This is a genomic window from Cupriavidus sp. TMH.W2 (assembly GCF_050847365.1).
Lineage (GTDB): Bacteria > Pseudomonadota > Gammaproteobacteria > Burkholderiales > Burkholderiaceae > Cupriavidus.
Genome location: NZ_CP193793.1, coordinates 1054628 through 1078361 on the forward strand (window position 1 = coordinate 1054628; position 23734 = coordinate 1078361).

Here is a 23734-nt window from a genome sequence, read left to right on the forward strand (position 1 = left end):
CACGCAGCACGGGCCGGCCGGACTGCCCCCGTCGTTACAGGACACCACGCCAATGAGCTCCCCGAAACCTGAAGCAGGCCACATCGCCCCCTATACCCACCCCGCCGCCGGCTGGGGTGCGTTGAAGTACGTCGCCATCAACCTGATCAAGGAGAAGGTCGCCGGTGGCAAGTACAAGATGCTGTTCAGGCAGAACCAGGCGGATGGCTTTGACTGCCCCGGCTGTGCATGGCCGGACCGGCAGCACGCCTCCACTTTTGAGTTCTGCGAGAACGGCGTCAAGGCCGTGGCCGCAGAGTCCACCAGCATGCGCGTGACGCCCGAATTCTTTGCGCAGCACACGGTCACGTCGCTGATGGCGCAGACGGATTTCGAACTGGAACAGCACGGGCGGCTGACCCACCCCATGGTCTACGACCCACAGACCGACAAGTACCGCGAGATCGCCTGGGACGAGGCCTTTGCGCTGGTCGCGCGCCACCTGCGCGCGCTGCCGGACCCGAACCAGGCCGTGTTCTATACCTCGGGCCGTGCCAGCAACGAGGCCGCGTTCCTGTACCAGCTGTTCGTGCGGGCCTATGGCACCAACAACTTCCCGGACTGCTCGAACATGTGCCACGAGGCCACCAGCCGGGGCTTGCCGCAGACGATCGGCGTGGGCAAGGCCACCGTGGTGCTGGACGACTTCGAGCATGCCGATACCATCCTGCTGTTCGGCCACAATGCGGCCACCAACCATCCGCGCATGCTGGGCGAGCTGCGCGAGTGCGCGCGGCGCGGTGCCACCATTGTGTCGATCAATCCGCTGCGTGAACGCGGGGTCGAGCGCTTTACCAGCCCGCAGCATCCGGTTGAAATGCTGACCGGCTCCAGCACAAAGATTGCCTCGATGTTCGTGCAGCCCAAGCTGGGCGGTGACTTTGCGTTGATCAAGGGCATGGCCAAGCGGCTGGTCGAACTGGACGGCGAGGCCATCCGGCATGGCAGCGAGCGCCTGATCGACGTGGACTTCGTGCGCGAGCACACCACTGGCTTCGACGGCTTTGTCGAGGACCTGCGCGCGCAAAGCTGGGCCGACATCATCGCCGAGTCGGGCGTTTCGCAGGAGGATATCGATGCGCTGACCCAGGTCTATGCCCGTGGCAAGCGTGTGATGGCCTGCTGGGGCATGGGGCTGACGCAGCACAAGCATTCGGTGCCGACGGTGCAGATCCTGTCCAACCTGATGATGATGCGCGGGAACATCGGCCGCCCCGGCGCCGGGCTGCTGCCGGTGCGCGGGCATTCGAACGTGCAGGGCGACCGCACGGTGGGCATCGAGGAAAAACCCGAGCAAGCCTTTCTGGACCGCCTGCAGGCCGCCTTCGGCTTCGAGCCGCCGCGCCAGCATGGGTATGACGTGGTCCACACCATCTCGGCGATGCTCGAGGGCAAGGTCAAGGTCTTTGTCGGCCTGGGCGGCAATTTCTCCACCGCCACGCCGGACACGCCGCGCACGTTCGACGCGCTGCGCCAGTGTGACCTGACCGTGAACATCGCCACCAAGCTCAACCGCAGCCACCTGGTGCACGGCAAGGCGTCGCTGATCCTGCCCACGCTTGGCCGCACCGAGATCGACCGGCAGGACGGCGTGGCGCAGGGCGTGACCGTCGAGGACTCGGTCTGCATGGTCCATATCTCATTTGGCATGAACGCGCCGGCGTCGCCGCACCTGTTGTCGGAGATCGCCATCGTTGCGCGCATGGCGGCTGCAACGCTCGGCTCGGAGAAGATCGACTGGCTCTGGTATGCGCAGGACTATGCCCGCATCCGCGATGCCATCGAGCAGGTGATCGATGGCTTTGAGAGCTACAACGAGCGCGTCGCGGTGCCGGGCGGGTTCCACCTGACGCCCGCGGCATGCAACCGGGTCTGGCATACGCCGTCGGGCAAGGCGCAGTTCCTGGTCAACCGGATCGACAAGGACACCCCCATCAACCGTGCCCGCCAGCAGTATGGCGACAAGCTGATGGTGATGATGACGACGCGCTCGCACGACCAGTACAACACCACCATCTATGGCCTGGACGACCGCTACCGCGGGGTCTTCGGCCTGCGCCGGGTGGTCTTCATCAATCCGGCCGACCTGGCGCGGCTTGGGCTGAAGGCCGGGCAGCACGTGGACATCACCAGTGTCTGGGACGACGGCGTGCAGCGCCATGTCGAGGACTTCGTGCTGGTCGAGTACGACATTCCGCAAGGCTGCCTGGGCGCGTACTACCCCGAGACCAATCCCCTGGTGCCCCTGGAAAGCACCGGCGATGGCTGCGGCACGCCCACGTCGAAGTCGGTGCCCGTATTGTTGAGCCCGTCCCGTCGCCAGCCCGCGGCGGCGTGCTGATCCTGCGCTGCTGCGGCATCTGTTCTTTTGCGAGAGACCCCCATGGAATGCACCGGACTGGTTGAGCACTCAGGCTATGAAGCACGCAGCATCGTGCGGCACAAACACCGCGTGGCGCAGCCGGCCACGGACAATGTGGCGGAAGAAGTCCCGGTGGCGCTGGTGTACAACGGCATCTCGCACGCCGTGATGATGGCCACGCCGCTGGACCTGGAGGCCTTCGCGGTCGGCTTCTCGCTGACCGAGGGCATCGTCGGGCGCAATGCGGAGATCCACGACCTGGAAGTGCGCGTGCACCAGTACGGCGCCGAGGTGCAGATGGAGATCAGCGAGCACGCCTTTGCCGCCATGCGTGCCCGCCGGCGGGCGCTGGCGGGGCGTACTGGCTGTGGCGTCTGCGGCATCGAGAGCATCGAACTGCTCGACCTGCGGCCCGCGCGCATGCCCGAGCCGGCCACCCGGCTGACGCCGTCGCGCGAGATGATCGAGCGCGCCGTGGCGGCGCTGCCGTCGCACCAGCCGCTGATGCAGGCCACCGGGGGTGTCCACGCCGCGGCGTGGTGTGATGCGGGTGGCGAGATCCTGCATGTGTTCGAGGATGTGGGCCGCCACAACGGCCTGGACAAGCTGATCGGCCACCTGGCAATGCAGCGCGTGGCGATGGACGACGGCTTCGTGCTGCTGTCCAGCCGCGCCAGCTATGAACTGGTGCGCAAAGTGGCGCGCATGCATATCCAGATGCTGGCGACGATCTCGGCGCCGACCTCGCTGGCGATCCGCATCGCCGAGCAGGCCGGTCTGCGCCTGCTCAGTTTCTGCCGTCAGGGCGGGTATGTCGATTACACCGGCGGCAACCATGCGCAAGCCGCAGGCGCGATACCGGGAGGCGCAACATGCTGAACTTCGACGAGGCCCAGGCTCGGCCGACGGCGAACTGATCTGCCGTGGCGTCAACATGAGGCCGGGCAACTCCAAATTGTGCCGCTGCCGTACTATGATCTTCATCGTTGGCTTGGCTGACGGAGCCCGGTGAAGGGCTGGCTCAGTGCCCGGCCGGGCGGAAGCGACATGGCGAGCAGGGGGCGCAGCGTGAAACTCTATGAAAAACTGGCTGCGGATATCGAGGCATTGGTGCAACAGGGGGTACTGCTGCCCGGCGAGCGGATTCCGTCGGTGCGGCAGACCAGCCAGCACCACCGCATGAGCATTACCACGGTGATCCGGGCCTACGTCATGCTGGAGAGCCGCGGCATCATCGAAAGCCGGCCGCAGTCCGGCTATTTCGTGCGCGCGCGGCCGGGCGAGCCCGTGTTCGAACTGCGGCCGTCCAGGCCCAGTGCCAAGCCCTCGGCGGTGGATGTCAGCGCCCTGGTGCTTTCCACGCTGCGTTCGATCCGCTCCGATGACGCCGTGCCGCTCGGTTCGCCCTATCCGGACCCTTCGCTGTTTCCGTGGCAACGCATCAACCAGTACGCCAACAATATCGCGCGCCGCTATGCCAGGTGGACCATGCTGGACGACCTGCCGCCCGGCAGCCCCGAGCTGATCCGGCAGATCTCGCGCCGCTACCTGGAAAACGGCTACGCCATCGATCCGAACGAGGTGATCGTCACCATCGGCGCGACCGAGGCCATCAACCTCTGCCTGCAGGCGGTGGCCAAGCCCGGCGACACCATCGCGGTGGAATCACCGACCTACTACGCCATGCTCCATGCCATCGAACGGCTGGGCATGCGCGCCATCGAGGTCGCGACCGATCCGGCGGAGGGCATCGACATCGGCGCGCTGGCGCGGCTGATCGACGAAAAGGGCGTGGCCGCCTGCATGGTGATGCCCAACTTCCAGAACCCGCTCGGCTTCCAGATGCCCGACGAGAAGAAGCGCGCGCTGGTGGCCATGTTGACCGCGAAGGACATCCCCGTCATTGAGAACGACGTCTACGGCGAGCTCTATTACGGCGAGGCCCATCCCAGTTCATTGAAGGCTTATGACAAGGCCGGCATCGTGCTGCATTGCTCGTCCTTCTCCAAGACGCTCACCAATGCCTACCGCATCGGCTGGGCGCTGCCGGGCCGCTACCGCGGAGCGGTGGAGCGGCTCAAGTTCCTCAACACACTGACCACGCCCGCCATCCCGCAACTGGCGATTGCCGAGTTCCTGAAGAACGACGGCTACGACTTCCACCTGCGGCGGGTGCGCAAGGCCTATGCGCAGCAGGCCAGCATCATGGCCGCCGCGGTGCGCAGGTTCTTCCCGGACGGCACCACCACGTCGCGGCCGGCGGGGGGCTATGTGCTGTGGGTGCAGCTGCCAGAGGGCATCGACGCGATGGAGATGTACCACGCCGCGCTGGAGCACCGCATCACCGTTGCGCCGGGGCATATGTTTGCGCCCGGGGCCACTTACCGCCATTGCATCCGGCTGAACTACAGCGGGGAATGGTCGCCCGGCATCGAGTCCGCCGTGCAGACGCTGGGCAAGATCGCGCAGCATCTGCTGGCACGCAGCCGCGCGCCGGGCGAGGAAGAGCACTAGATGGAAAACGCTGATATCGATCCCGCTATCGTCGCGGCGCTCCAGGTCCTGTGGCAGGCTGGGCGAGAGGGTGGCAGCAGCCCCTGGTCGCTCGCCAAGCTGGCGAAGCGGTCGCAACTGCCGATGAGCGTGCTGCGGCGTGTGCTGACGCAGCTGCAGGCCGCCGGTCTGGCCGACGTGGCGATCGACGAGGAAGGCCGCGGTCACGCGAGCCTGACGCCGGCCGGCGCGGAGCTTGCCGCGCAGGCTTTCCCGAATCCTGACTGAGTGGCCGGCAGCCGCGCCCGCGGCTCAGCCCCCAACCAGCGACATGCGCACCGTCGGGTACTGCCGCTTGCGGCTGGCCAGCCGTTCCGCGCGCAACTCTGAGTAGCGGTCGCCGCGGGACTGCCACGCTTGCCGGACCGCATCCGCCACGGCGTCGTCCGGGCGGGCGGCGCCCAGGTGATGGCGCAGGTCGACCGAGCTGGTGGCGAACAGGCACAGGTGGAGCCGGCCATCGACCGAAACGCGCGCGCGGGTGCAATCGCCGCAGAACGGGTGCGACACACTGGAGATAAACCCCAGCTTCAGGCTGCCGTCGGCCAGCAGGTAGTTGCTGGCGGTCTCGCCGTCGCGCCTGGCGAGCGGCAGCAGCGCATGGGCGCGTTCGACCAGGCCGCGGATCTCGTCGGAGGGGACGACGCGCGAGTGTGACCACCCGCTCGGGCCTTCCACATCCATATACTCGATAAAGCGCAGCACCACGCCGCTGCCGCGGAAGTGTTCCACCAGCGGCAGCACCTGCGCGTCGTTGGTGCCGCGCTCGACCACGCAGTTGACCTTGACCGGTGCCAGGCCCGCGGCGCAGGCCGCGTCGATGCCCTCCAGCACGCGGCCGACCGGGAAATCCACATCGTTCATGGCGCGGAAGATGCCGTCATCCAGGCTGTCGAGGCTGACCGTGACCCGGCCCAGGCCCGCGTCGCGCAGCGAGCGCGCCTTGCGGGCCAGCAGGCTGCCGTTGGTGGTCATGGCCACTTCCACCTGGCCGCCGTCAAGGGTGCGCAGCGCGGCAATGCGTTCGACCAGGGACTCGATGCCCTTGCGCAGCAGCGGCTCGCCCCCGGTCAGGCGCACCTTCTCCACGCCCAGGCTGACAAAGGCGCGCACGATGCGCAGCAGTTCGGCATCGGAAAGGCGTTGCCCGGGGGACAGGAACGGATAGTCGCGCCCGAAACGCTCCTTGGGCATGCAATAGGTGCAGCGGAAGTTGCACTGGTCGATCACTGACAGGCGCAGGTCGCGCAGCGGACGGCCCAGCTGGTCGCGGCAGGCGGACGATGCCTGGTCCGGCTCGGGCGTTTCAAAACCGCGGGCGGCGGGCACTTCTTGCACAAGCGCTGCTTGCATGGCGAATCTCCCTGGGGCAATGGGGTCGGGCATGGCGCATCCCATGTCGTCCATGGTAGGGACCGATGGCCGCCCGGCAGGCGCACACATCGGCAGGCGCGCAAGCAGAACAGTTCGGCCAACGTCCTCTCGGCCTCATTCGCGCGGCGCCCGGATGCGGACCGTGGCGGTCTGTCCGGCGATCAGGTGTACCCCGGCCGGCACTTGGTCCAGCGCGACGCGCACCGGTATGCGCTGCGCCAGGCGCACCCAGTTGAAGGTCGGGCTGACGCTGGGGAGCAGGTTCGGCCCGACGGCGCGGTCCTGGTCCTCGATGCCGGGCGCAATGCTCTGCACATGTCCGCGCAAGGGGGTGCGCTGGCCCATGATGTGCACTTCGGCGGCGCTGCCGACGCGGATCGCGGGCAGCTTGGTTTCCTCGAAATAGCCCTCCACGTATTGCGAGCCGCTGGCCACCACCGACAGGCCCGGCTTGCCGCGGGTGGCAAAGTCGCCGGCGCGCGGCAGGCGGTCGCTGACATGGCCGTCGACCGGGCTGGTCACGCGGCAGCGGGCCAGGTTCAGCCTGGCCACGTCCACCGCGGCATCGGCTTCGTCGACGCGCGCCTGCGCCGCGGCCGCGTTCGCCGCCTGGCGCCGGCCCAGTGCCAGCGCGGCGCGCGCCGACGCGGCCTCGGCCTGCGCCTGTTTCAGGGCCAGGCTGAAGCGGTCCTGGTCCACCACAAACAGGACCTGGCCGCGTTGTACCCGGGCGTTGTCGCCGACGAGCACGGCCGTGACCAGGCCGGACACATCCGGCGCGACCCGGATCACTTCCGCGCGCACATGGCCGTCGCGGGTCCAGGGTGCCTCGGTGTAGTACTGCCACAAATGCCAGGCGGTCAGCGCCGCGGCGACCACGGCCGCGAGGGTCACCGCAACGGGGCCGAGCAGCGCAAGCTTGCGAATCATGATGGGGCCTGCCAGACGAGCGCGACGATCGCGCCCAGCACGAGGATATAAAGCGAGAAATTGAACAAGGACCGGTGCCACACGATGCGGTAGAAGCCGATCCGGGCGAGCACGGCGCGCACGCCGGCGGTGACGGCGAACGCCGCCAGCATCCACGCCAAGGTGGCTGGCACGAATACGCCGTACAGGTCGAACTCAGTGGCGTGCATGGGGCCTTCCTTCTGTAGGCGGATACAGGGCCAGCCGCAAGGTGGCCAGCGCCGCCAGCGCGGCGCGCGGGCTGCCGTAAGCCGTTGTTGTCAGCGCCGCGAAGGCCGCGTCGATCTGCGCGGCCAGCGCCGGCGCGGGCGTGCTGGCATGGCCGGCGCGCGCGCACTGGCGGTAGTGGCGCGCCACGCCTGCCAGCACGCGCTCCACCGCACGGCGGCGCGGCGCAGGCAGTCCGGCCGGGGCGCGCCGCAGCGCGAGCGCGGCGGATTCGACCAGGAAGTCGGCAACGGCTCTGTCCGCCTGCCTGCTGCTGGCATTGTTGCGGCGGGTCAGCGGCGGCCACTGGCGCAGCAGCCGGTCCAGCATGCGGCCGCGCAGCCGGGCGCTGTTGACCGGCGCACGCGGGTGCGCGGCCAGCGCGATGGCATCCCAGTTGGCCCTGGCGAGCCGGTACGCCACCAGCTGCTGGCCGAACGGCTGCATCAGGACGGCCCACAAGGCCGCGAAGACCAGCGCAGCCAGGCTCGCCAGGCTGCTGTTGAAGATGTCGGCGAAACTGGCGGCAGTCAGATGCTGCGGGCCCGGGAATGACGCCGCCGTGACCGCCAGCAGGACGCCGAACAGCGCATTGCGCGGCTGCGTCGTCATGGCGCCGATGACCAGGTAGGGGCCGAACATCAGCGCGGCAAGCGAGCCAAAGTCATGCGCCAGCTGCAGCACCACGAACTGGTAGTACCAGGACAGCAGCGCACAGGCGATGCTCCACGCGATCACCCGGCCGGCCATCAGCCGCGGCTCCGCGGTGGTGGCGATAAAGCAGCTGGCAAGCGCGGCCAGGCCGACCGCGCCGGCGCCGTCGAGCCAGCCTGACGCCATCCACAGCAGCCCGGCGACAAAGGTGGCCGAGCCGGCGGTGGCGCCGCGAAACAACAGCTGCGCGTGATCATGGTGCCGGGACTGGCCGGCGGGTTCCACCCGGTAGCGCAGCGCGGCCGGGCCGCTCCCGCCCTGGCGCAGGCTGGCCTGCAGCAGGCGGCAGTCTTGCCAGAGATCGCCGAGTTCATCGAGGTAGGTGCAGGTGGCCGCGATCAGCCGCGCATGCCAGTCCGTGGCTGCGCCCGGCGTGGTGCCTGCCGGGTACCAGGACGGCCTGGGCCGGGACGCACCTGCGTCGCCTGCGATCCACGCCAGCGTGGCACGCAGGCGCTGCGCGACGGCATCGGGCATGCCCTCCGGATGCCGTTGCAAGGCGCTGGCGGCGTCGGCAAGCGCCAGTACCAGCGGCAGCACGGCCGTCATGCGCTGGTGCAGCGCACGCGCGCGCCGCAGGGTCTGCGCGCCGCAGGCTTCATAGCCCAGCTGGGCCAGCTGGGTTTCAATTGCCTGGATATCGGCCGCCAGCAGGCTGAAGCTGTCATGGCGCTGGCCCGCGCTGGCACCGGCGGCCAGCACATCCGCGATCCAGCGCGAGGCGTGGTCCAGCCACGCCGACGCGCGCGCGGCCAGCGCCGGCGTGGTGCGGGCGGGAAAGACCACCGCGCTGACCACGCTGGCGCAGACGATGCCGATGACGATCTCCTCGATGCGGGTGAGCGCCACGTCGAAGACCGTTGCCGGATGGGCGACCGTCGGCAACGCCACGATCGGGAGCGTGTAGGCGGCCAGCAGGCAGATATAGTTGCGCGGCGCCGGTTCCAGCAGGGACAGGTAAAGCAGGGTGCCGGTCCAGCACGCAATCGCGGCCATCAGCAGCACGGGCTCGTCGACCAGCCAGGGCACCAGCGCCACCGCGCACACGGCGCCCAGCAGCGTGCCGATGACGCGATAAGTGCCCTTGGCATGGGTGGCGCCGGCCAGCGGGCTGGACACCAGGTAGACGGTAGCCATGGCCCAGTAGGGCCGCGGCAGGCCCAGCGCCAGCGCCACGTAGAGCGCCAGCATCGCCGCGCCGAACACTTTCAGCGAATGGAGCCACGGCGCAAGATCCGGCGCGCCCGCCCAGGCTGCCGCGAGCGTGTCGGCCACGCTGGCGTTGCGCGCGCGCAGCGCGGGGTGGGGGAGCGGGTTGGAGGACGGCATGGCTTCAGTTGGCAAGGCCCGCTGCGCGCATCAGCAGCTTCATCAGGCTGGCGCAGACGAAGACCGTGCCGACGCCCGCCAGCCACAAAGCCAGCAGCCAGCCCAGGCGGGCCGCCAGCGTTGAATGCAGGATCCTGGACATCAGTGATACCCCTCCCCGCGCTTGACCTTGCCGCGGAACACGTAATAGGACCAGGCCGTGTAGGCCAGGATGATCGGCACGATAAACAGCGTGCCGACCAGCGCGAAGCCCTGGCTTTGCGGCGGCGACGACGCATCGACGATCGAGATCGACGGCGGGATGATGTTGGGCCAGATGCTGATGGCCAGCCCGGTATAGCCCATGAAGATCATCAGCAGCGCGTACAGGAACGGCGACACGTTGGGGTGGTTGCGCAGGGCGCGGTAGATGCCAAAGGCCGAGAGCAGCACCAGCAGCGGCACCGGCAGGAAGAAGAACAGGTTGGGCAGCGCGAACCAGCGTTGCGCGATCTCCGGATGGGTCAGCGGCGTCCACACGCTGACCGCGGCGACCATCGCCAGCATCACGCCGGTCAGCACATTGGTCACGCGCAGCATGGTCCATTGCAGCCGGCCCTCGGTCTTCATGATGAGCCACGTAACCCCGAGGAAGGCGTAGGTGATCACCACGCCCACGCCGCAGAAGACCGGGAACGGCGCCAGCCAGTCGAGCGCGCCGCCGGTGAAGGTGGTGCCTTCCATGGCGATGCCGTCGATATAGGCGCCCAGCGTCACGCCCTGGAAGAAGGCCGCGACCACCGAGCCCCACGTGAACGCGGCGTCCCACCAGGGGCGGCTGCGGTCGCTCGCCTTGAAGCGGAACTCGAAGGCCACGCCGCGGAAGATCAGCCCCATCAGCATGAACATCAGCGGCAGGTAGAACGCAGTGAGCAGCACCGAGTAGGCCAGCGGGAAGGCGCACAGCAGCGCCGCGCCTCCCAGCACCAGCCAGGTTTCGTTGCCGTCCCAGACCGGTGCCACCGTATTCATCATGACGTCGCGGTCATGACGGTCGCCGACGAAGGGGAAGAGAATGCCGATGCCAAGATCGAATCCGTCCATGATGACGTACATCATCACGCCGAAGAAAATCAGGGCGGCCCAGATAACGGGAAGGTTGATACCCATGTCGATCACCTGTTCAGGATTCGCGGCGGCCGTGGCGGGCCATCGCGTGGGGTGCGCAAGCCGCGGCGATGGCGGCGGGAACGACGCTGCCGGGGCCGTACGACGGCTGGTCGTGCGGATGCGCATCAGGGACGGGGCCGGCGCTGGCCAGTTTGAGCATGTAGCGGATGCCCACGCCGAAGCAGACGAAATAGATCACCACGAACAGCGCCAGCGACAGCGCCACCGGGCCAGCCGCATGCGCGGAAACGGCGTCATGGGTACGCAGCAGTCCATAGACCACCCATGGCTGCCGGCCGATCTCGGTGGTCATCCAGCCAGCCAGCAGCGCGATCAGGCCGGCGGGACCCATCAGCACGGCAAGGCGCAGGAATGCCCTGGACCGGTACAGCGCGCCGTTGCGGCGCAGCACCCATCCCAGCAGGCCGAACAGGATCATCGCCACGCCCAGGCCAACCATGACGCGGAAGGTGAAGAACAACACCGTGGCATTGGGGCGGTCCCCCCTGGGGAAGTCCTTCAGGCCGCGGATCTGGCCGTCAAGGCTGTGCGTCAGGATCAGGCTGCCCAGGCGCGGTATCTCGACGGCATAGCGGGTTTCCTCGCGCGCCATGTCGGGGATGCCGAAGACGATCAGCGGGAAGCCGCTTTTGTCATCCCTTGCGGCGGTGTCCCAGTGCCCTTCCATCGCCGCGATCTTGGCGGGCTGGTGCTCCAGCGTGTTCAGGCCGTGGGCGTCGCCCACCATCGCCTGGATGGGCGCCGCGATCAGCACCATCCACAGGGCCATCGACAGCATCTTGCGGGCGGCCGGCACGGCGCGCTCGTGCAGCAGTTGCCAGGCCGAGGAAGCGGCCACAAACAGCGCCGTGGACAGCAGCGCGGCGATGACCATGTGCGCAAGGCGGTAGGGGAACGAAGGGTTGAAGATCACCTCGAGCCAGTCGGTCGGCACCACCTTGCCGGCAACGATGACGTAGCCGGCGGGCGTATGCATCCAGCTGTTGGACGCCAGGATCCAGGTGGAGGAAATCATGGTGCCGAGCGCCACCATCACCGTGGCAAAGAAATGCAGCCCCGGCCCGACGCGGTTCCAGCCGAACAGCATCACGCCAAGGAAGCCCGCTTCGAGGAAAAAGGCGGTCAGCACCTCGTAGGTCAGCAGCGGTCCCGTGATGCCCCCCGCAAACTGCGAGAAGCCGGACCAGTTGGTGCCGAACTCATAGGCCATGACCAGGCCGGAAACGACCCCCATGCCGAAGTTCAGGGCGAAGATCTTGATCCAGAACTGGTACAGGGTCCTGTATATCGTGTCCTGGGTGTAGAGCCAGCGTGCTTCCAGGAACGCCAGGAAACATGCCAGCCCGATCGTGATGGCGGGAAATAGGATGTGGAAGGAAACCGTGAATCCGAACTGGATCCGGGCGAGTTCCAGGGCTGTGAGTCCGTGCATCGATGTGCTCTCCGTGGGGTTGCCGCCGGCACGACGGCGTGTCGCGCGACACTACGGACAAGCGTAAGGATTACAGCCTGCCCGCTAGGGATACAGTTTTTGTGGAACTGTTCAAGCTCAGTTGTTCAGCGGGCAAGTTAGCTGGGCAGATAATGCAATTCAGGTAACGATTCAACCACTACTGTCATTCCCGCGCAGGCGGGAATCCAGCGTCTTCAAGAGTCACTGGGTTCCCGCCTTCGCGGTAACGACGGTGGCTCAACTGATGGGTATTCGCGCCGGCCAGGCACCTTGCGACACCAGCACAGATGGCGCTAACGAGCAGGATCACAGTCATGGTTGGCTCCCGCCGCATCGACGATCCAGGGCTCGCTGCAAGGACGGATCGTGATGCAGCGGGCAGCCGGAGCGGGCGCTCAACTGAACAGCTTCATGGCCTTGCCGAGGGTCGACCAGATGCCCGCGCCCAGCGGGATCAGCACATAGGCCCAGAACGCGAGCAGCAACAGCGACTTGCCGAAAGTTCGGTCGTCTTGCATGGTGGTGTCTCCGGTGTATTGGTATCGGAAGCGGGGGGGGCGCTCTCAGGCTGCTCTGGCCACTTCGCGCAGGTGGTGGCGCTCATGCACCGGCCGGATCAGCAGGTTGCACACGAAGCCCACTACCAGCAGGCCGGCCATGATGTGCAGGGTGTCGACATAGACCTCCGGCCTGGGCACGCCCATGGCCAGCTTGTGCTCGCGGATATAGTTGACCAGCGCCGGCCCGGCAATGCCGGCGGCGGCCCAGGCCGTCAGCAGGCGGCCGTGGATGCCGCCGACATAGGCCGTGCCGAACATGTCGGCCAGGTAGGCGGGAATGGTGCTGAAGCCGCCGCCATACATGGTGAGAATCAGGAAGTAGCAGACCACGAACAAGGCCACGTTGCCGGACGCGCCGACGGCCGGGACGGCCATGTACAGCGCGGCACCGAAGGCGAAGAAGATGGCATAGGTCAGCTTGCGGCCGAAGTAGTCGCTGGCGGAGCTCCACAGGAAGCGCCCCGTCATGTTGCCGATGCTGAGCAGCCCCACGAAGCCCGCGGCGGCCGCCGCCGTGATGCTGCCCTTGAAGATTTCCTGGATCATCACCGCAGCCTGGCCCAGCACGCCGATGCCGGCGGTGATGTTCAGGAACAGGATCAGCCAGAGCAGGTAGAACTGCGGCGTCTTCAGCGCCTGGTCGATATGCACGTGGGCGTGCGTGACCATCTTGCGGGCCTTGGTGGTGGGAACGTAGCCCGGGGGCGCCCAGCCTGGGGCCGGGATGCGGATGGCCAGTGCGCCGATCGACATCGAGATGAAGTAGACCACGCCCATGACCAGGAAGGTCTGTGCCACGCCCGCACTGGTGGCGCTCTTGAAGGCGTTCATCAGCGCGACCGACAGCGGCGCGCCGATCATCGCGCCGCCGCCGAAGCCCATGATCGCCATCCCGGTCGCCATGCCGCGGCGGTCCGGGAACCAGCGGATCAGCGTGGAGACCGGCGACACATAGCCCAGCCCCAGCCCGATTCCGCCCAGCACGCCGTAGCCCAGGTACAGCAGCCAGATCTGGTGCAGCCAGATGCCCAGCGCCGACACCAGGAAGCCGCCGCCGAAGCAGCACGCCGCCGTGAACATGGTGCGGCGCGGCCCGACCTTCTCCAGCCATTTGCCGGCGAAGGCGGCCGAGATGCCAAGGAAGAAGATCGCCAGCGAGAACACCCAGCCCAGCGTGGTCAGTTGCCAGTCGCCCGGCGCCGGCTGCGTGACGCCGAGGATGCGGGTCAGCGGCTCGTTGAAGACCGAGAAGGCATAGGCCTGGCCGATGCACAGGTGCACCGCCAGCGCCGCGGGCGGCACCATCCAGCGGTTGAAGCCCGGGCGGGCGATGATGGCCTCCTTCGAGAAGGGCGACGGGCGCGGCGCTGGCCGGGACGGCGGCGCCTGCCGGGACCGCTGTTGCGTGGATTGCGAGGGCGTCTGCGCTTGCGCGGGGTATGACATGAAGTTGTCTCCTACCTGGAAGTGGCAGCCTCTTTTGCGCGTGGTGCGATGGGCTGGAGCGCCTCGTTCAGCAAGAGCTGTGCCCAGGGCGCCCCCCCTTTGCCCTCAACGGATTGCGCGGCGCGGCCCGCGCACCGGGACGCGGCCTTGGACAAAATGTCCGGGCGGCGGCCCCTTGCCCGGGCCAAAATGTCCATGCGCGGCAGCGCGGCAGCGCGGCTGCGGGCGGCTCGGTTTAACTCCCAATACAGCCGCTGAGCCGACTGTCGCTAGACTCTCCTTCTGCCCCGGCAATAACCAAAGTGATGAGCGAACGACACAGCAACCCGGCCGAAGCCGACAACTGGCAGCGCCGCGCCATCCTGGTGGTGGACGACGAGGCCGGCATGCGCTCGTTCCTGTCCCGCGCGCTGGCAGGCAAGGTCGACAGCGTGGTGACCGCCGACAGCGCCGAAGCCGGCGCGGCGCTGCTGGAGCAACGCCATTTCGACCTGATCCTGCTGGACGTGGCGCTGCCCGGTGCCAGCGGGGTGGAATGGCTCAAGGCTCTGCGCGCGGCAGGCAACCCCGCCGATGTGATCCTGATGACCGCCTTCGCGGACATGGACACGGCCATTGCCGCGCTGCGCTCGGGCGCGGCGGACTTTATCGTCAAGCCGTTCCGCGTCGACCAGATGTTCAATGCCATCCGGCGCTGCTTCGACCGGACGCGGCTGGCGCGCGAGAACTACCTGCTGCGCCGCGAGCTGGACAAGTACACCGTCCAGAAGCACGTCATCGGTGACTCGGATGCGATCAAGAAGGTGATGGCGCTGGTGGCGCGGGTGGCGCCGATGCCGTCGACCGTGCTGGTGACGGGCGAGTCCGGCACCGGCAAGGAAGTGGTGGCGCGCGAGCTGCACCGCCTGAGCGGACGTCAGGGCCAGTTCGTGCCGCTGAACTGCGGCGCGATGGCGCCCGAGATCATCGAAAGCGAACTGTTCGGCCACGCCAGGGGCGCCTTTACCGGCGCGGCCGGGGCGCGGCATGGGCTGTTCCTCTATGCCGACGGCGGCACGCTGTTCCTGGACGAGGTCTCGGAACTGCCGCTGCCGATGCAGGCCAAGCTGTTGCGGGTGATCGAGGACCGGCGCATCCGGCCGCTCGGCACCGAGCGCGAGATCGCCGTCGACGTGCGCATCGTCGCGGCCTGCAACCGCAATCTTGCCAGCGAGGTCGCTGCCGGGCGTTTCCGCCAGGACCTGTACTACCGGCTCGACGTGGTGTCCGTCGCGATCCCGCCCTTGCGCACGCGGCCGGAAGACATCGTGCCGCTGGCCGAGCACTTCTCGGAGCAGTTGTCCGCCCAGCTTGGCCTGCCCCCGGTGCCGCTGTCGCCCTCATTGGTCCGGCTGCTCAAGGGCTACGACTGGCCAGGCAATGCGCGCGAACTGCGCAACCTGGTGGAGCGGGCGCTGATCCTGGGCGAATACCCGGTGGAGTTGCTGGCGCAGCAGGTGGATCCGGCGCAGGCTGGCCTGGCGGAAGAGGCCCGTGAGGACGGGGCCACGCCGGCCGACGACGCCGCGCTGCTGGAGGCGGTGGAGCGGCGGCACATCCTGCAGGTGCTCGCGGCGGAGGGCGGCAACCGGGTGGAAGCAGCGCGCCGGCTGGGCATCTCGCGCCGCACGCTGGACCGGAAATGCCTGCAGTGGGGCCTGCGTCCTTGAGCCCGGCTGCGCTGCTGCGCCGCTATCGCGCCTCGCTGCGTGCCAAGCTTGTGTCCATCGTGGTCGCGCCCCTGCTGGTGGCGCTGGTTGCGCTGCTGCTGATCACGGGGGTGTGGGGCAATCGCGCGTTCCAGGCATTGCTGGCGTACAAGGTCAACAGCGACCTGCTGGTCGCCCACGAGTACTTCGAGCATATGGTGGGCGGCGTGGAAGACCGGGTCCTGCTGGAGGCGAGGTCATATGCGCTGGTGGACGGACTTGGCCGCCGCGGCGCCATGCCCGGCATCCTGGCCGACGCGCGGCGCACGCATGGGCTCGATTTCCTGCAGTTGCTGGATCCGCAAGGGCGGCTTCTTGCCGCCGCGCCGGCCGGCGCGGCAGGGTCGGACCATGCCGCCTGGCGCGTGGTGGCTAGCGCCGCGGCCGGCCGCGCAGACGCCGCCACGGACGCATGGTCCGCCACGCAACTGGCCGCCGTTTCCGGCGAGCTTGCCCGACGCGCACAGGTTGCGCTACGCCCCACCGCCAATGCGGCAGCGACCGACAGGACACAGGAAAGCCGCGGCATGGTGATGCACGCAGCCGCACCGGTGTTCAATGAAGCAGGAACGCTGGTGGCGATCCTGCATGGCGGCACGCTGCTGAACAACAACCTCGGCTTCATCGACACGATCAACGCGCTGGTCTACCAGCCGGAATCCCTGCCTCTTGGCAGCGAGGGCACGGCAACCCTGTTCCTGGACGACACGCGCATTGCCACCAATGTGCGGCTGTTCCATGGCGAGCGGGCGCTGGGCACGCGGGTCTCGCGCGAGGTGCGCGACAAGGTGCTGCTGCGTGGCGAGAAGTGGCTGGACCTGGCGTTCGTGGTCAGCGACTGGTACATGAGCGCGTATGAGCCGATCGCGGACAGCCGCGGCCAGCGTATCGGCATGCTGTATGTTGGCTATCTTGCCAGGCCCATCGGCCAGGTGAAGAACCTGGCTTTTGGGGTGCTGGTGGGCCTGTTCCTGCTGCTGGGCGTGGCGGGGTCGTTGCTGGCCTTGCTCTGGGCCAGACGCGTGTTCACGCCCATGACGCGGATGGTCGGCACCATGCAAGCGCTGAAGGCGGGCGATGCCGATGCGCGCGTGGGCCCGGTGCGCAGCGCTGACGAGCTGGGCCAGCTCGCCAGCCAGTTCGACCAACTGCTGTCGGCGCTGCGGCAGCGCAATGACCAGCTCAGGGAGTGGGCGGACTCGCTCGATCGCAAGGTGGCAGAGCGCACGCGCGAGCTGGAAGACGCAAACGCCGAGCTGCGCGCCACTCGGCAGCAGCTGATTACGTCGGAGAAGCTCGCTGTCGCAGGACATCTTACGGCGGGCGTAGCACATGAGATCAACAATCCGATCGCGGTAATCCAGGGCAACCTGGACGTGGCCCGCGACATCCTTGGCCCGGCTGCCGAGCCCGTCCGGCACGAGCTGAAGCTGATCGACGAGCAGGTGCGGCGTATCCACCTGCTGACCAACCGGCTGCTGCAATTCGTCCGGCCAGAGGCATACGCCGGCAATACGGAGCGCCTGGACGCGGGCGAGGTCGCGGCAGGCTGCGTCGACCTGGTCCAGCACATGCTGCGGGGCGCGGCGATCCGGGTCGAACTGGACTGCCGGGCGACCCGGCAAGTGCAAATCAGCCGCAGCGAGCTGCAGCAGGTCGTGGTCAACCTGCTGACCAATGCCATCCACGCCATGCCGCAAGGCGGTACGCTGACGATTGCCACGCGGGACTGGGATAGGCAGGGCGTGACGCTGCATGTGCGCGACACCGGCCAGGGCATCCGGGAGCAAGACCTGCCCAACCTGTTCAATCCGTTCTTCACCACCAGGAAACAGATGGGAACCGGCCTGGGCCTGTCCATCAGTTATGCGCTGGTGGAACGCTATGGCGGCCGCATCACCGTGGACAGCACGCCGGGGCAGGGTGCGGAGTTTATCGTGTGGCTGCGTGAGGACGGTGGGCCGGGGCAGTCAGCCGGCGCATGAACACATGCGAAGCCATCCGCGGAGGAAGTCAAACGGCTGACAGGTACGAATCAGCCCTTCGTAGAACCGAAAAGCGGACCCGTCAGGCCACGCGCCGCCCAGGCATCAGCCCCCCATATTCCTTCCCCAAAAACTGCGCCGTGTGCTCCAGCAGATAGGCGCGGCAGCTCTCGCTGGCCGGTGACAAACGCTTGCTGGACATGTGCGCGACATGCCAGATGCGCTCGATCGGCGTGCCGGCCACGTCCAGCAGCGCGATCTCGCCGGTGCGCAGCTCCAGCCCCAGCGTGTGCAGCGACAACAGGCTGATGCCCATGCCGGCCATCACGGCCTGCTTGATGGTCTCGTTGCTGCCCAGGGTGATCACCTTGGCCGGCGTGAACAGGTGGTCCCGGAACATATACTCCGCCACGGTTCGGGTGCCGGAACCCGGCTCGCGCAGCAGGACGGTCTCGTGACGCAGTTCCTGCAGGTCGAATCCCTTTGCGTCGTGCAGGGGGTGACGCGGCGAGGCCACCAGCACGTGCGGATGCGCGGCGATCGGTTCGGACACGGCGTCCAGTTCGCGCGGCGGGCGGCCCATCAGCGCGAGGTCGATGGCGTTGTCCTGCAGCAGTTGCAGCAACGTCTCGCGGTTGCCTTCGGCGATGCGCAGGTCCACGCCCGGGTGCAGCGCGGTAAAGCCGGCGAGCAGCTTGGGCGCGAAGTACTTGGCCGTGCTGATCAGCCCGATCGTGATCGAACCTTGCTCGACGTCCTTGACCGCCTGCAAGCCTTCCTCGGCGTCCTTGACCTCGCCGAGGATTCGGGAGGCATGGTGCAGCAGGCGGTCGCCGGGCTCGGTCAGCGTGAGCTGCCCCTTGATCCGTTCGAACAACGCCAGCCCGACCACCGATTCGAGCTGCTTGACCTGCATCGAGACCGCTGGCTGGGTCAGGTGCAGTTCCTCGGCTGCGCGCACGAAGCTGGCGTGCCTGGCCACGGTGACAAAGATCTGCAACTGGCGAAGGGTGAGGGCGCGCAGGAAGGACATGGGCAGTGGGGGCATTGCGTTCGGATAACACATCCACCCCTACCGTCATTCCCGCGCAGGAATCACGGTGGCTTAACTGACCGGCGTTGAGCTGAAGGGGCAGCCTTCGTAATCCCGGCGATGTGCATTTTTGTCCGCACTTAAGGGATTGCTTATACAGGCACTAAGAATATCTGAATTTACCTTATGTGGGTGAGCTTATATCTTTTCATCAACGCAGTTACACGCCGCTCAACCACGCAAGGAGACAAGCATGAACGCACCTGAACCGGTCCAAGCCAAGCCGCGCAAGCGCTATGACGCCGGCGTCATGAAGTACAAGGAAATGGGGTACTGGGACGCGGACTACGAGCCCAAGGACACCGACCTGCTGGCCCTGTTCCGCATCACGCCGCAGGACGGCGTGGATCCGGTCGAGGCCGCCGCCGCGGTGGCCGGTGAATCGTCCACCGCCACCTGGACGGTGGTGTGGACCGACCGCCTGACGGCCTGCGACATGTACCGCGCCAAGGCTTACCGGGTCGATCCGGTGCCCAACAACCCCGAGCAGTTCTTCTGCTACGTGGCCTATGACCTGTCGCTGTTCGAGGAAGGCTCGATCGCCAACCTGACCGCGTCGGTCATCGGCAACGTCTTCAGCTTCAAGCCGATCAAGGCCGCGCGCCTGGAAGACATGCGCTTCCCGGTGGCCTATGTGAAGACCTTCGCTGGCCCGTCCACCGGCATCATCGTCGAGCGCGAGCGCCTGGACAAGTTCGGCCGTCCGCTGCTGGGCGCCACCACCAAGCCCAAGCTGGGCCTGTCGGGCCGCAACTACGGCCGCGTGGTGTACGAGGGCCTGAAGGGCGGGCTGGACTTCATGAAGGATGACGAGAACATCAACTCGCAGCCCTTCATGCACTGGCGCGACCGCTTCCTGTTCGTGATGGACGCCGTCAACAAGGCCTCGGCCGCCACCGGCGAGGTCAAGGGCAGCTACCTCAACGTGACCGCCGGCACCATGGAAGAGATGTACCGGCGCGCCGAGTTCGCCAAGTCGCTGGGCTCGGTCATCATCATGATCGACCTGATCGTCGGCTGGACCTGTATCCAGTCGATGAGCAACTGGTGCCGCCAGAACGACATGATCCTGCACCTGCACCGCGCGGGCCATGGCACCTACACCCGGCAGAAGAACCACGGCGTGTCGTTCCGCGTGATTGCCAAATGGCTGCGCCTGGCCGGCGTCGACCATATGCACACCGGCACCGCGGTGGGCAAGCTGGAAGGCGATCCGCTGACCGTGCAGGGCTACTACAACGTCTGCCGCGACGCCTACACCCATACCGACCTGACCCGCGGCCTGTTCTTTGACCAGGACTGGGCTTCGCTGCGCAAGGTGATGCCGGTGGCCTCGGGCGGCATCCACGCCGGCCAGATGCACCAGCTGATCCACCTCTTTGGCGACGACGTGGTGCTGCAGTTCGGCGGCGGCACCATCGGCCACCCGCAAGGGATCCAGGCGGGTGCCACGGCCAACCGCGTGGCGCTGGAAGCGATGGTGCTGGCGCGCAATGAAGGCCGCGACATCCTCAACGAAGGGCCGGAGATCCTGCGCGAGGCCGCGCGCTGGTGCGGACCGCTGCGGGCCGCGCTCGATACCTGGGGCGACATCAGCTTCAACTACACGCCGACCGACACCTCGGACTTCGTGCCCACCGCGTCGGTGGCCTGAGCCTGACTACGCCACCAAAGCACGTAGAGCGAACCCAAAGAACGAGAGGACATCATGCGTATTACTCAAGGCACTTTCTCCTTCCTGCCCGAACTCACCGACGCGCAGATCACCAGCCAGCTTGAATACTGCCTGAACAAGGGCTGGGCGGTCGGCATCGAGTACACCGACGACCCGCATCCGCGCAATACTTACTGGGAGATGTTCGGCCTGCCGATGTTCGACCTGCGCGATGCCGCCGGCATCCTGCTGGAGATCAACAACGCGCGCGCCACCTTCCCCGACCATTACATCCGCGTCACGGCTTTCGATTCGACGCATACGGTGGAGTCCGTGGTGATGTCGTTCATCGTCAATCGTCCTGCCGACGAGCCCGGCTTCCGCCTGGTGCGCCAGGAAGAACCCGGCCGCACCATGCGCTACTCGATCGAGAGCTACGCCGTGCAGGCACGCCCCGAGGGCAGCCGCTACTGAGCGGCACCGGCTGAACCGCCGCGCGGCGCCGCCGCCGGCAATTTCCTGATCGTGCAATCCCACGGCCGCGCCGCCGCAAGGCTGCGCGCCGGGGGAGTTGCGCCTCGAATCTATCGAGCCGAATGCTCGAATGATCCTCACGGAGCCTGCCATGTCCGCACCTGAAACGACCGCACCGCTGCAGCCGCCAGTTGCTCAGGCCGCATCGCTGGCCGAGTCTCTGGCCAGCTCGGGCATCACCGAGCTGCTGGCCCAGCTTGACCGCGAACTGATCGGGCTCAAGCCGGTGAAAGCGCGCATCCGCGATATCGCCGCCTTGCTGCTGGTGGACAAGCTGCGCGCCGCGCGCGGCTTCAGCGCCGGCGCGCCCAGCCTGCATATGTGCTTCACCGGCAATCCCGGCACCGGCAAGACCACGGTGGCCATGCGCATGGCGCAGATCCTGCACCAGCTCGGCTACGTGCGGCGCGGCCACCTGGTGGCGGTGACGCGCGACGACCTGGTCGGCCAGTATATCGGCCATACCGCGCCCAAGACCAAGGAGATCCTGAAGAAGGCCATGGGCGGGGTGCTCTTCATCGACGAGGCCTACTACCTCTACCGCCCGGAGAACGAGCGCGACTACGGCCAGGAGGCCATCGAGATCCTGCTGCAGGTGATGGAGAACAACCGCGAAGACCTGGTGGTGATCCTGGCCGGCTACAAGGACCGCATGGACCGCTTCTTCGAGTCCAACCCGGGCATGTCCTCGCGCGTTGCCCACCATATCGATTTCCCTGACTACCAGCTCGAGGAGCTGCGCCAGATCGCCGACCTGATGCTGGCCGAGATGCAGTACCGCTTCGACGACCAGAGCCGGGCCGTGTTCGCCGACTACCTGGCCCGGCGCATGGCGCAGCCGCATTTCGCCAATGCCCGCAGCGTGCGCAATGCGCTGGACCGCGCGCGGCTGCGCCATGCCTCGCGGCTGCTGGACGACGCCGGCACGGTGGTCGACGACCATACCCTGACCACGATCACGGCGGGCGACCTGCTTTCCAGCCGCGTGTTTTCGAAGGCTGGACCGGATGCGCCGGCCCCGGCCAAGGAGTAAGCCATGCAAGCCCTGATCTTCGATGTCGACGGCACCCTCGCCGATACCGAAAGCGCCCACCTGCAAGCCTTCAATGCCGCCTTTGCCGAGGTCGGCCTGGACTGGCACTGGGACGCGCCGCTCTACACGCGCCTGCTCAAGGTGGCCGGCGGCAAGGAGCGCCTGATGCACTACTGGCGCATGGTCGACCCGGAAGAGGCCCGCGGCTGCAAGGTGAAGGAAACCATCGACGCCGTGCACGCCATCAAGACCCGCCACTATGCCGAGCGTGTGGGGGCGGGCGGCCTGCCGCTGCGCCCGGGCATTGCCCGCCTGATCGCAGAGGCCGGCGAGGCCGGCCTCCCGCTCGCGATTGCCACCACCACCACGCCGGCCAACCTCGACGCGCTGCTGCAGGCGCCGCTTGGCGCGGACTGGCGCCGGCGCTTTGCCGCCATCGGCGATGCCGGCACCACGGCCATCAAGAAGCCGGCGCCCGATGTCTACCTGGCCGTGCTGGAGCGGCTCGGCCTGCAGGGCGGTGATTGCCTGGCGATCGAGGACTCGGAGAACGGCTTGCGCGCCGCCCGCGCGGCCGGCATCCCCACGGTGGTCACGCCCACCGCGTTCAGTGCGCACGACTCGTTCGAGGGCGCGCTGCTGGTGCTGCCGCATCTTGGCGATCCCGGCGAACCCATGCCCCAGCACGTGCCCGGCGCGGCGCACCGCTGGGCCGATCTTGCCGCACTGCGCGCCTGGCACCACGGCACGCTGATCGAGGCGACCTGACATGCATGCCAAGGAACCCAACACCGGCCACGGCGGCCAGCGCGCCATCCGCCTGGCGCCATCGATCCTGTCGGCCGATTTCGCGCGCCTGGGCGAAGAGGTGTGCGCGATCGAGGCCGGCGGCGCGGACCTGGTGCACTTCGATGTGATGGACAACCACTATGTGCCCAACCTGACCATCGGCCCGCTGGTGTGCGAGGCGATCCGGCCACTGGTCTCCATTCCCATCGACGTGCACCTGATGGTGGAGCCGGTCGACGCGCTGATCCCGCTGTTCGCCAGGGCCGGCGCCAACCTCATCAGCTTCCATCCGGAGGCGAGCCGCCATGTGGACCGCACCATCGGCCTGATCCGCGACCACGGCTGCAAGGCCGGCCTGGTGCTGAACCCGGCCACGCCGCTGAGCTGGCTGGACCACACGCTGGACAAGCTCGACCTGGTGCTGCTGATGAGCGTGAACCCGGGCTTCGGCGGCCAGGCCTTCATTCCGGGCGTGCTGGACAAGGTGCGCCAGGCGCGCGCGCGCATCGACCGGCAGGTGGACGCCGGCGGGCGGCCGGTCTGGCTGGAAATCGACGGCGGCGTCAAGGCCGACAACATCGCCGGGATTGCCCGCGCGGGCGCCGACACCTTCGTGGCCGGCAGCGCCGTGTTCGGCGCGCCGGATGCCGGCGGCGGCTACCGGAGCATCCTGCGCCGCCTGCGCGAGGCCGCCACCATCACGTAGGCCTTCCGCACCGGCA

General features: G+C 67.5%; 21 protein-coding genes. 11 read left to right on the forward strand and 10 right to left on the reverse strand.

Features of this window, described 5'->3' with window-relative positions; genetic code table 11:
* Positions 1-52 precede the first annotated feature (52 nt).
* The 4 genes from ACREYQ_RS22440 to ACREYQ_RS22455 all read left to right on the forward strand — a co-directional run bounded on the left by ACREYQ_RS22440 (position 53) and on the right by ACREYQ_RS22455 (position 5182).
* Positions 53-2380: an FdhF/YdeP family oxidoreductase gene (locus ACREYQ_RS22440; protein WP_432262357.1), complete on the forward strand. Its 2328-nt coding sequence runs from the start codon at positions 53-55 to the stop codon at positions 2378-2380.
* 42 nt (positions 2381-2422) lie between these two features.
* Positions 2423-3280 carry a formate dehydrogenase accessory sulfurtransferase FdhD gene (fdhD, locus tag ACREYQ_RS22445; RefSeq protein ID WP_432262358.1) on the forward strand — a complete coding sequence of 286 codons (858 nt, stop codon included), beginning with the start codon at positions 2423-2425 and terminating at the stop codon, positions 3278-3280.
* A 189-nt stretch (positions 3281-3469) separates the two neighbouring features.
* Positions 3470-4915, forward strand: a complete 1446-nt coding sequence (locus tag ACREYQ_RS22450) for a PLP-dependent aminotransferase family protein (protein ID WP_432262359.1) — start codon at positions 3470-3472, stop codon at positions 4913-4915.
* Positions 4916-5182, forward strand: a complete 267-nt coding sequence (locus ACREYQ_RS22455) for a transcriptional regulator (RefSeq protein ID WP_432262360.1) — start codon at positions 4916-4918, stop codon at positions 5180-5182. It abuts the gene before it with no gap.
* 24 nt (positions 5183-5206) lie between these two features.
* Here the strand turns inward: ACREYQ_RS22455 and moaA are convergent, their stop codons facing one another.
* From moaA to ACREYQ_RS22500, 9 genes are all read right to left on the reverse strand, one after another.
* A complete protein-coding gene (gene moaA / locus ACREYQ_RS22460) occupies positions 5207-6307 on the reverse strand; it encodes a GTP 3',8-cyclase MoaA (RefSeq protein WP_432262361.1) in 1101 nt (366 codons plus the stop codon).
* Between the two features lie 135 nt (positions 6308-6442).
* Positions 6443-7258: a biotin/lipoyl-binding protein gene (locus ACREYQ_RS22465; protein WP_432262362.1), complete on the reverse strand. Its 816-nt coding sequence runs from the start codon at positions 7256-7258 to the stop codon at positions 6443-6445.
* Positions 7255-7467 carry a DUF1656 domain-containing protein gene (locus ACREYQ_RS22470; protein WP_432262363.1) on the reverse strand — a complete coding sequence of 71 codons (213 nt, stop codon included), beginning with the start codon at positions 7465-7467 and terminating at the stop codon, positions 7255-7257. The genes ACREYQ_RS22465 and ACREYQ_RS22470 overlap by 4 nt, the downstream gene beginning before the upstream one ends.
* Positions 7454-9547, reverse strand: coding sequence for an FUSC family protein (locus ACREYQ_RS22475; protein ID WP_432262626.1), 2094 nt, complete (start codon positions 9545-9547; stop codon positions 7454-7456). Before ACREYQ_RS22475 ends, ACREYQ_RS22470 begins: the two co-directional genes overlap by 14 nt.
* Before the next feature lie 4 nt (positions 9548-9551).
* Positions 9552-9689 carry a DUF2474 family protein gene (locus tag ACREYQ_RS22480; RefSeq protein ID WP_432262364.1) on the reverse strand — a complete coding sequence of 46 codons (138 nt, stop codon included), beginning with the start codon at positions 9687-9689 and terminating at the stop codon, positions 9552-9554.
* Positions 9689-10696: a cytochrome d ubiquinol oxidase subunit II gene (gene cydB / locus ACREYQ_RS22485; protein WP_432262365.1), complete on the reverse strand. Its 1008-nt coding sequence runs from the start codon at positions 10694-10696 to the stop codon at positions 9689-9691. The genes ACREYQ_RS22480 and cydB overlap by 1 nt, the downstream gene beginning before the upstream one ends.
* A gap of 13 nt (positions 10697-10709) precedes the next feature.
* Positions 10710-12149, reverse strand: coding sequence for a cytochrome ubiquinol oxidase subunit I (locus ACREYQ_RS22490; RefSeq protein WP_432262366.1), 1440 nt, complete (start codon positions 12147-12149; stop codon positions 10710-10712).
* A 416-nt stretch (positions 12150-12565) separates the two neighbouring features.
* On the reverse strand, positions 12566-12688 hold the full coding sequence (locus ACREYQ_RS22495) for an MFS transporter small subunit (RefSeq protein WP_432262367.1): 123 nt from the start codon (positions 12686-12688) through the stop codon (positions 12566-12568).
* 45 nt (positions 12689-12733) lie between these two features.
* Positions 12734-14176: an L-lactate MFS transporter gene (locus ACREYQ_RS22500; RefSeq protein ID WP_432262368.1), complete on the reverse strand. Its 1443-nt coding sequence runs from the start codon at positions 14174-14176 to the stop codon at positions 12734-12736.
* Between the two features lie 305 nt (positions 14177-14481).
* On the opposite strand from ACREYQ_RS22500, the gene ACREYQ_RS22505 reads away from it, so the two are divergent.
* Together ACREYQ_RS22505 and ACREYQ_RS22510 are read left to right on the forward strand one after the other, a co-directional pair.
* Complete coding sequence (locus ACREYQ_RS22505) at positions 14482-15885, forward strand: sigma-54-dependent transcriptional regulator (RefSeq protein WP_432262369.1); 1404 nt, start codon at positions 14482-14484, stop codon at positions 15883-15885.
* Complete coding sequence (locus ACREYQ_RS22510) at positions 15858-17909, forward strand: sensor histidine kinase (RefSeq protein ID WP_432262370.1); 2052 nt, start codon at positions 15858-15860, stop codon at positions 17907-17909. The genes ACREYQ_RS22505 and ACREYQ_RS22510 overlap by 28 nt, the downstream gene beginning before the upstream one ends.
* 82 nt (positions 17910-17991) lie before the next feature.
* Here ACREYQ_RS22510 and ACREYQ_RS22515 read toward each other — a convergent pair whose 3' ends face one another.
* Positions 17992-18942 carry a LysR family transcriptional regulator gene (locus tag ACREYQ_RS22515; RefSeq protein ID WP_432262627.1) on the reverse strand — a complete coding sequence of 317 codons (951 nt, stop codon included), beginning with the start codon at positions 18940-18942 and terminating at the stop codon, positions 17992-17994.
* A 253-nt stretch (positions 18943-19195) separates the two neighbouring features.
* Here ACREYQ_RS22515 and ACREYQ_RS22520 point away from each other — a divergent pair, with 253 nt between their 5' ends.
* From ACREYQ_RS22520 to rpe, 5 genes are all read left to right on the forward strand, one after another.
* Positions 19196-20656 (forward strand): form I ribulose bisphosphate carboxylase large subunit, encoded by a 1461-nt coding sequence (locus ACREYQ_RS22520; RefSeq protein WP_432262371.1) that lies wholly within the window; start codon positions 19196-19198, stop codon positions 20654-20656.
* A 54-nt stretch (positions 20657-20710) separates the two neighbouring features.
* Positions 20711-21130, forward strand: a complete 420-nt coding sequence (locus ACREYQ_RS22525; RefSeq protein WP_432262372.1) for a ribulose bisphosphate carboxylase small subunit — start codon at positions 20711-20713, stop codon at positions 21128-21130.
* A 151-nt stretch (positions 21131-21281) separates the two neighbouring features.
* The gene (cbbX, locus tag ACREYQ_RS22530; RefSeq protein WP_432262373.1) at positions 21282-22223 is read left to right on the forward strand and encodes a CbbX protein; all 942 of its coding nucleotides are present in this window, start codon (positions 21282-21284) and stop codon (positions 22221-22223) included.
* 3 nt (positions 22224-22226) lie between these two features.
* Positions 22227-22991, forward strand: coding sequence for an HAD family hydrolase (locus tag ACREYQ_RS22535; RefSeq protein ID WP_432262374.1), 765 nt, complete (start codon positions 22227-22229; stop codon positions 22989-22991).
* 1 nt (position 22992) lies between these two features.
* Complete coding sequence (gene rpe / locus ACREYQ_RS22540) at positions 22993-23718, forward strand: ribulose-phosphate 3-epimerase (protein ID WP_432262375.1); 726 nt, start codon at positions 22993-22995, stop codon at positions 23716-23718.
* The last annotated feature ends 16 nt before the right edge of the window (positions 23719-23734 follow it).

Excerpts from the sequence above, each read along its gene's own strand:
- ACREYQ_RS22440 (WP_432262357.1), top strand. The coding sequence starts at position 53 with ATGAGCTCCCCGAAACCTGAAGCAGGCCACATCGCCCCCTATACCCAC.
- fdhD (WP_432262358.1), top strand. The coding sequence starts at position 2,423 with ATGGAATGCACCGGACTGGTTGAGCACTCAGGCTATGAAGCACGCAGC.
- ACREYQ_RS22455 (WP_432262360.1), top strand. The coding sequence starts at position 4,916 with ATGGAAAACGCTGATATCGATCCCGCTATCGTCGCGGCGCTCCAGGTC.
- moaA (WP_432262361.1), bottom strand. The coding sequence starts at position 6,307 with ATGCAAGCAGCGCTTGTGCAAGAAGTGCCCGCCGCCCGCGGTTTTGAA.
- ACREYQ_RS22465 (WP_432262362.1), bottom strand. The coding sequence starts at position 7,258 with ATGATTCGCAAGCTTGCGCTGCTCGGCCCCGTTGCGGTGACCCTCGCG.
- ACREYQ_RS22470 (WP_432262363.1), bottom strand. The coding sequence starts at position 7,467 with ATGCACGCCACTGAGTTCGACCTGTACGGCGTATTCGTGCCAGCCACC.
- ACREYQ_RS22475 (WP_432262626.1), bottom strand. The coding sequence starts at position 9,547 with ATGCCGTCCTCCAACCCGCTCCCCCACCCCGCGCTGCGCGCGCGCAAC.
- ACREYQ_RS22480 (WP_432262364.1), bottom strand. The coding sequence starts at position 9,689 with ATGTCCAGGATCCTGCATTCAACGCTGGCGGCCCGCCTGGGCTGGCTG.
- cydB (WP_432262365.1), bottom strand. The coding sequence starts at position 10,696 with ATGGGTATCAACCTTCCCGTTATCTGGGCCGCCCTGATTTTCTTCGGC.
- ACREYQ_RS22490 (WP_432262366.1), bottom strand. The coding sequence starts at position 12,149 with ATGCACGGACTCACAGCCCTGGAACTCGCCCGGATCCAGTTCGGATTC.
- ACREYQ_RS22495 (WP_432262367.1), bottom strand. The coding sequence starts at position 12,688 with ATGCAAGACGACCGAACTTTCGGCAAGTCGCTGTTGCTGCTCGCGTTC.
- ACREYQ_RS22500 (WP_432262368.1), bottom strand. The coding sequence starts at position 14,176 with ATGTCATACCCCGCGCAAGCGCAGACGCCCTCGCAATCCACGCAACAG.
- ACREYQ_RS22505 (WP_432262369.1), top strand. The coding sequence starts at position 14,482 with ATGAGCGAACGACACAGCAACCCGGCCGAAGCCGACAACTGGCAGCGC.
- ACREYQ_RS22510 (WP_432262370.1), top strand. The coding sequence starts at position 15,858 with ATGCCTGCAGTGGGGCCTGCGTCCTTGAGCCCGGCTGCGCTGCTGCGC.
- ACREYQ_RS22515 (WP_432262627.1), bottom strand. The coding sequence starts at position 18,942 with ATGTCCTTCCTGCGCGCCCTCACCCTTCGCCAGTTGCAGATCTTTGTC.
- ACREYQ_RS22520 (WP_432262371.1), top strand. The coding sequence starts at position 19,196 with ATGAACGCACCTGAACCGGTCCAAGCCAAGCCGCGCAAGCGCTATGAC.
- ACREYQ_RS22525 (WP_432262372.1), top strand. The coding sequence starts at position 20,711 with ATGCGTATTACTCAAGGCACTTTCTCCTTCCTGCCCGAACTCACCGAC.
- cbbX (WP_432262373.1), top strand. The coding sequence starts at position 21,282 with ATGTCCGCACCTGAAACGACCGCACCGCTGCAGCCGCCAGTTGCTCAG.
- ACREYQ_RS22535 (WP_432262374.1), top strand. The coding sequence starts at position 22,227 with ATGCAAGCCCTGATCTTCGATGTCGACGGCACCCTCGCCGATACCGAA.
- rpe (WP_432262375.1), top strand. The coding sequence starts at position 22,993 with ATGCATGCCAAGGAACCCAACACCGGCCACGGCGGCCAGCGCGCCATC.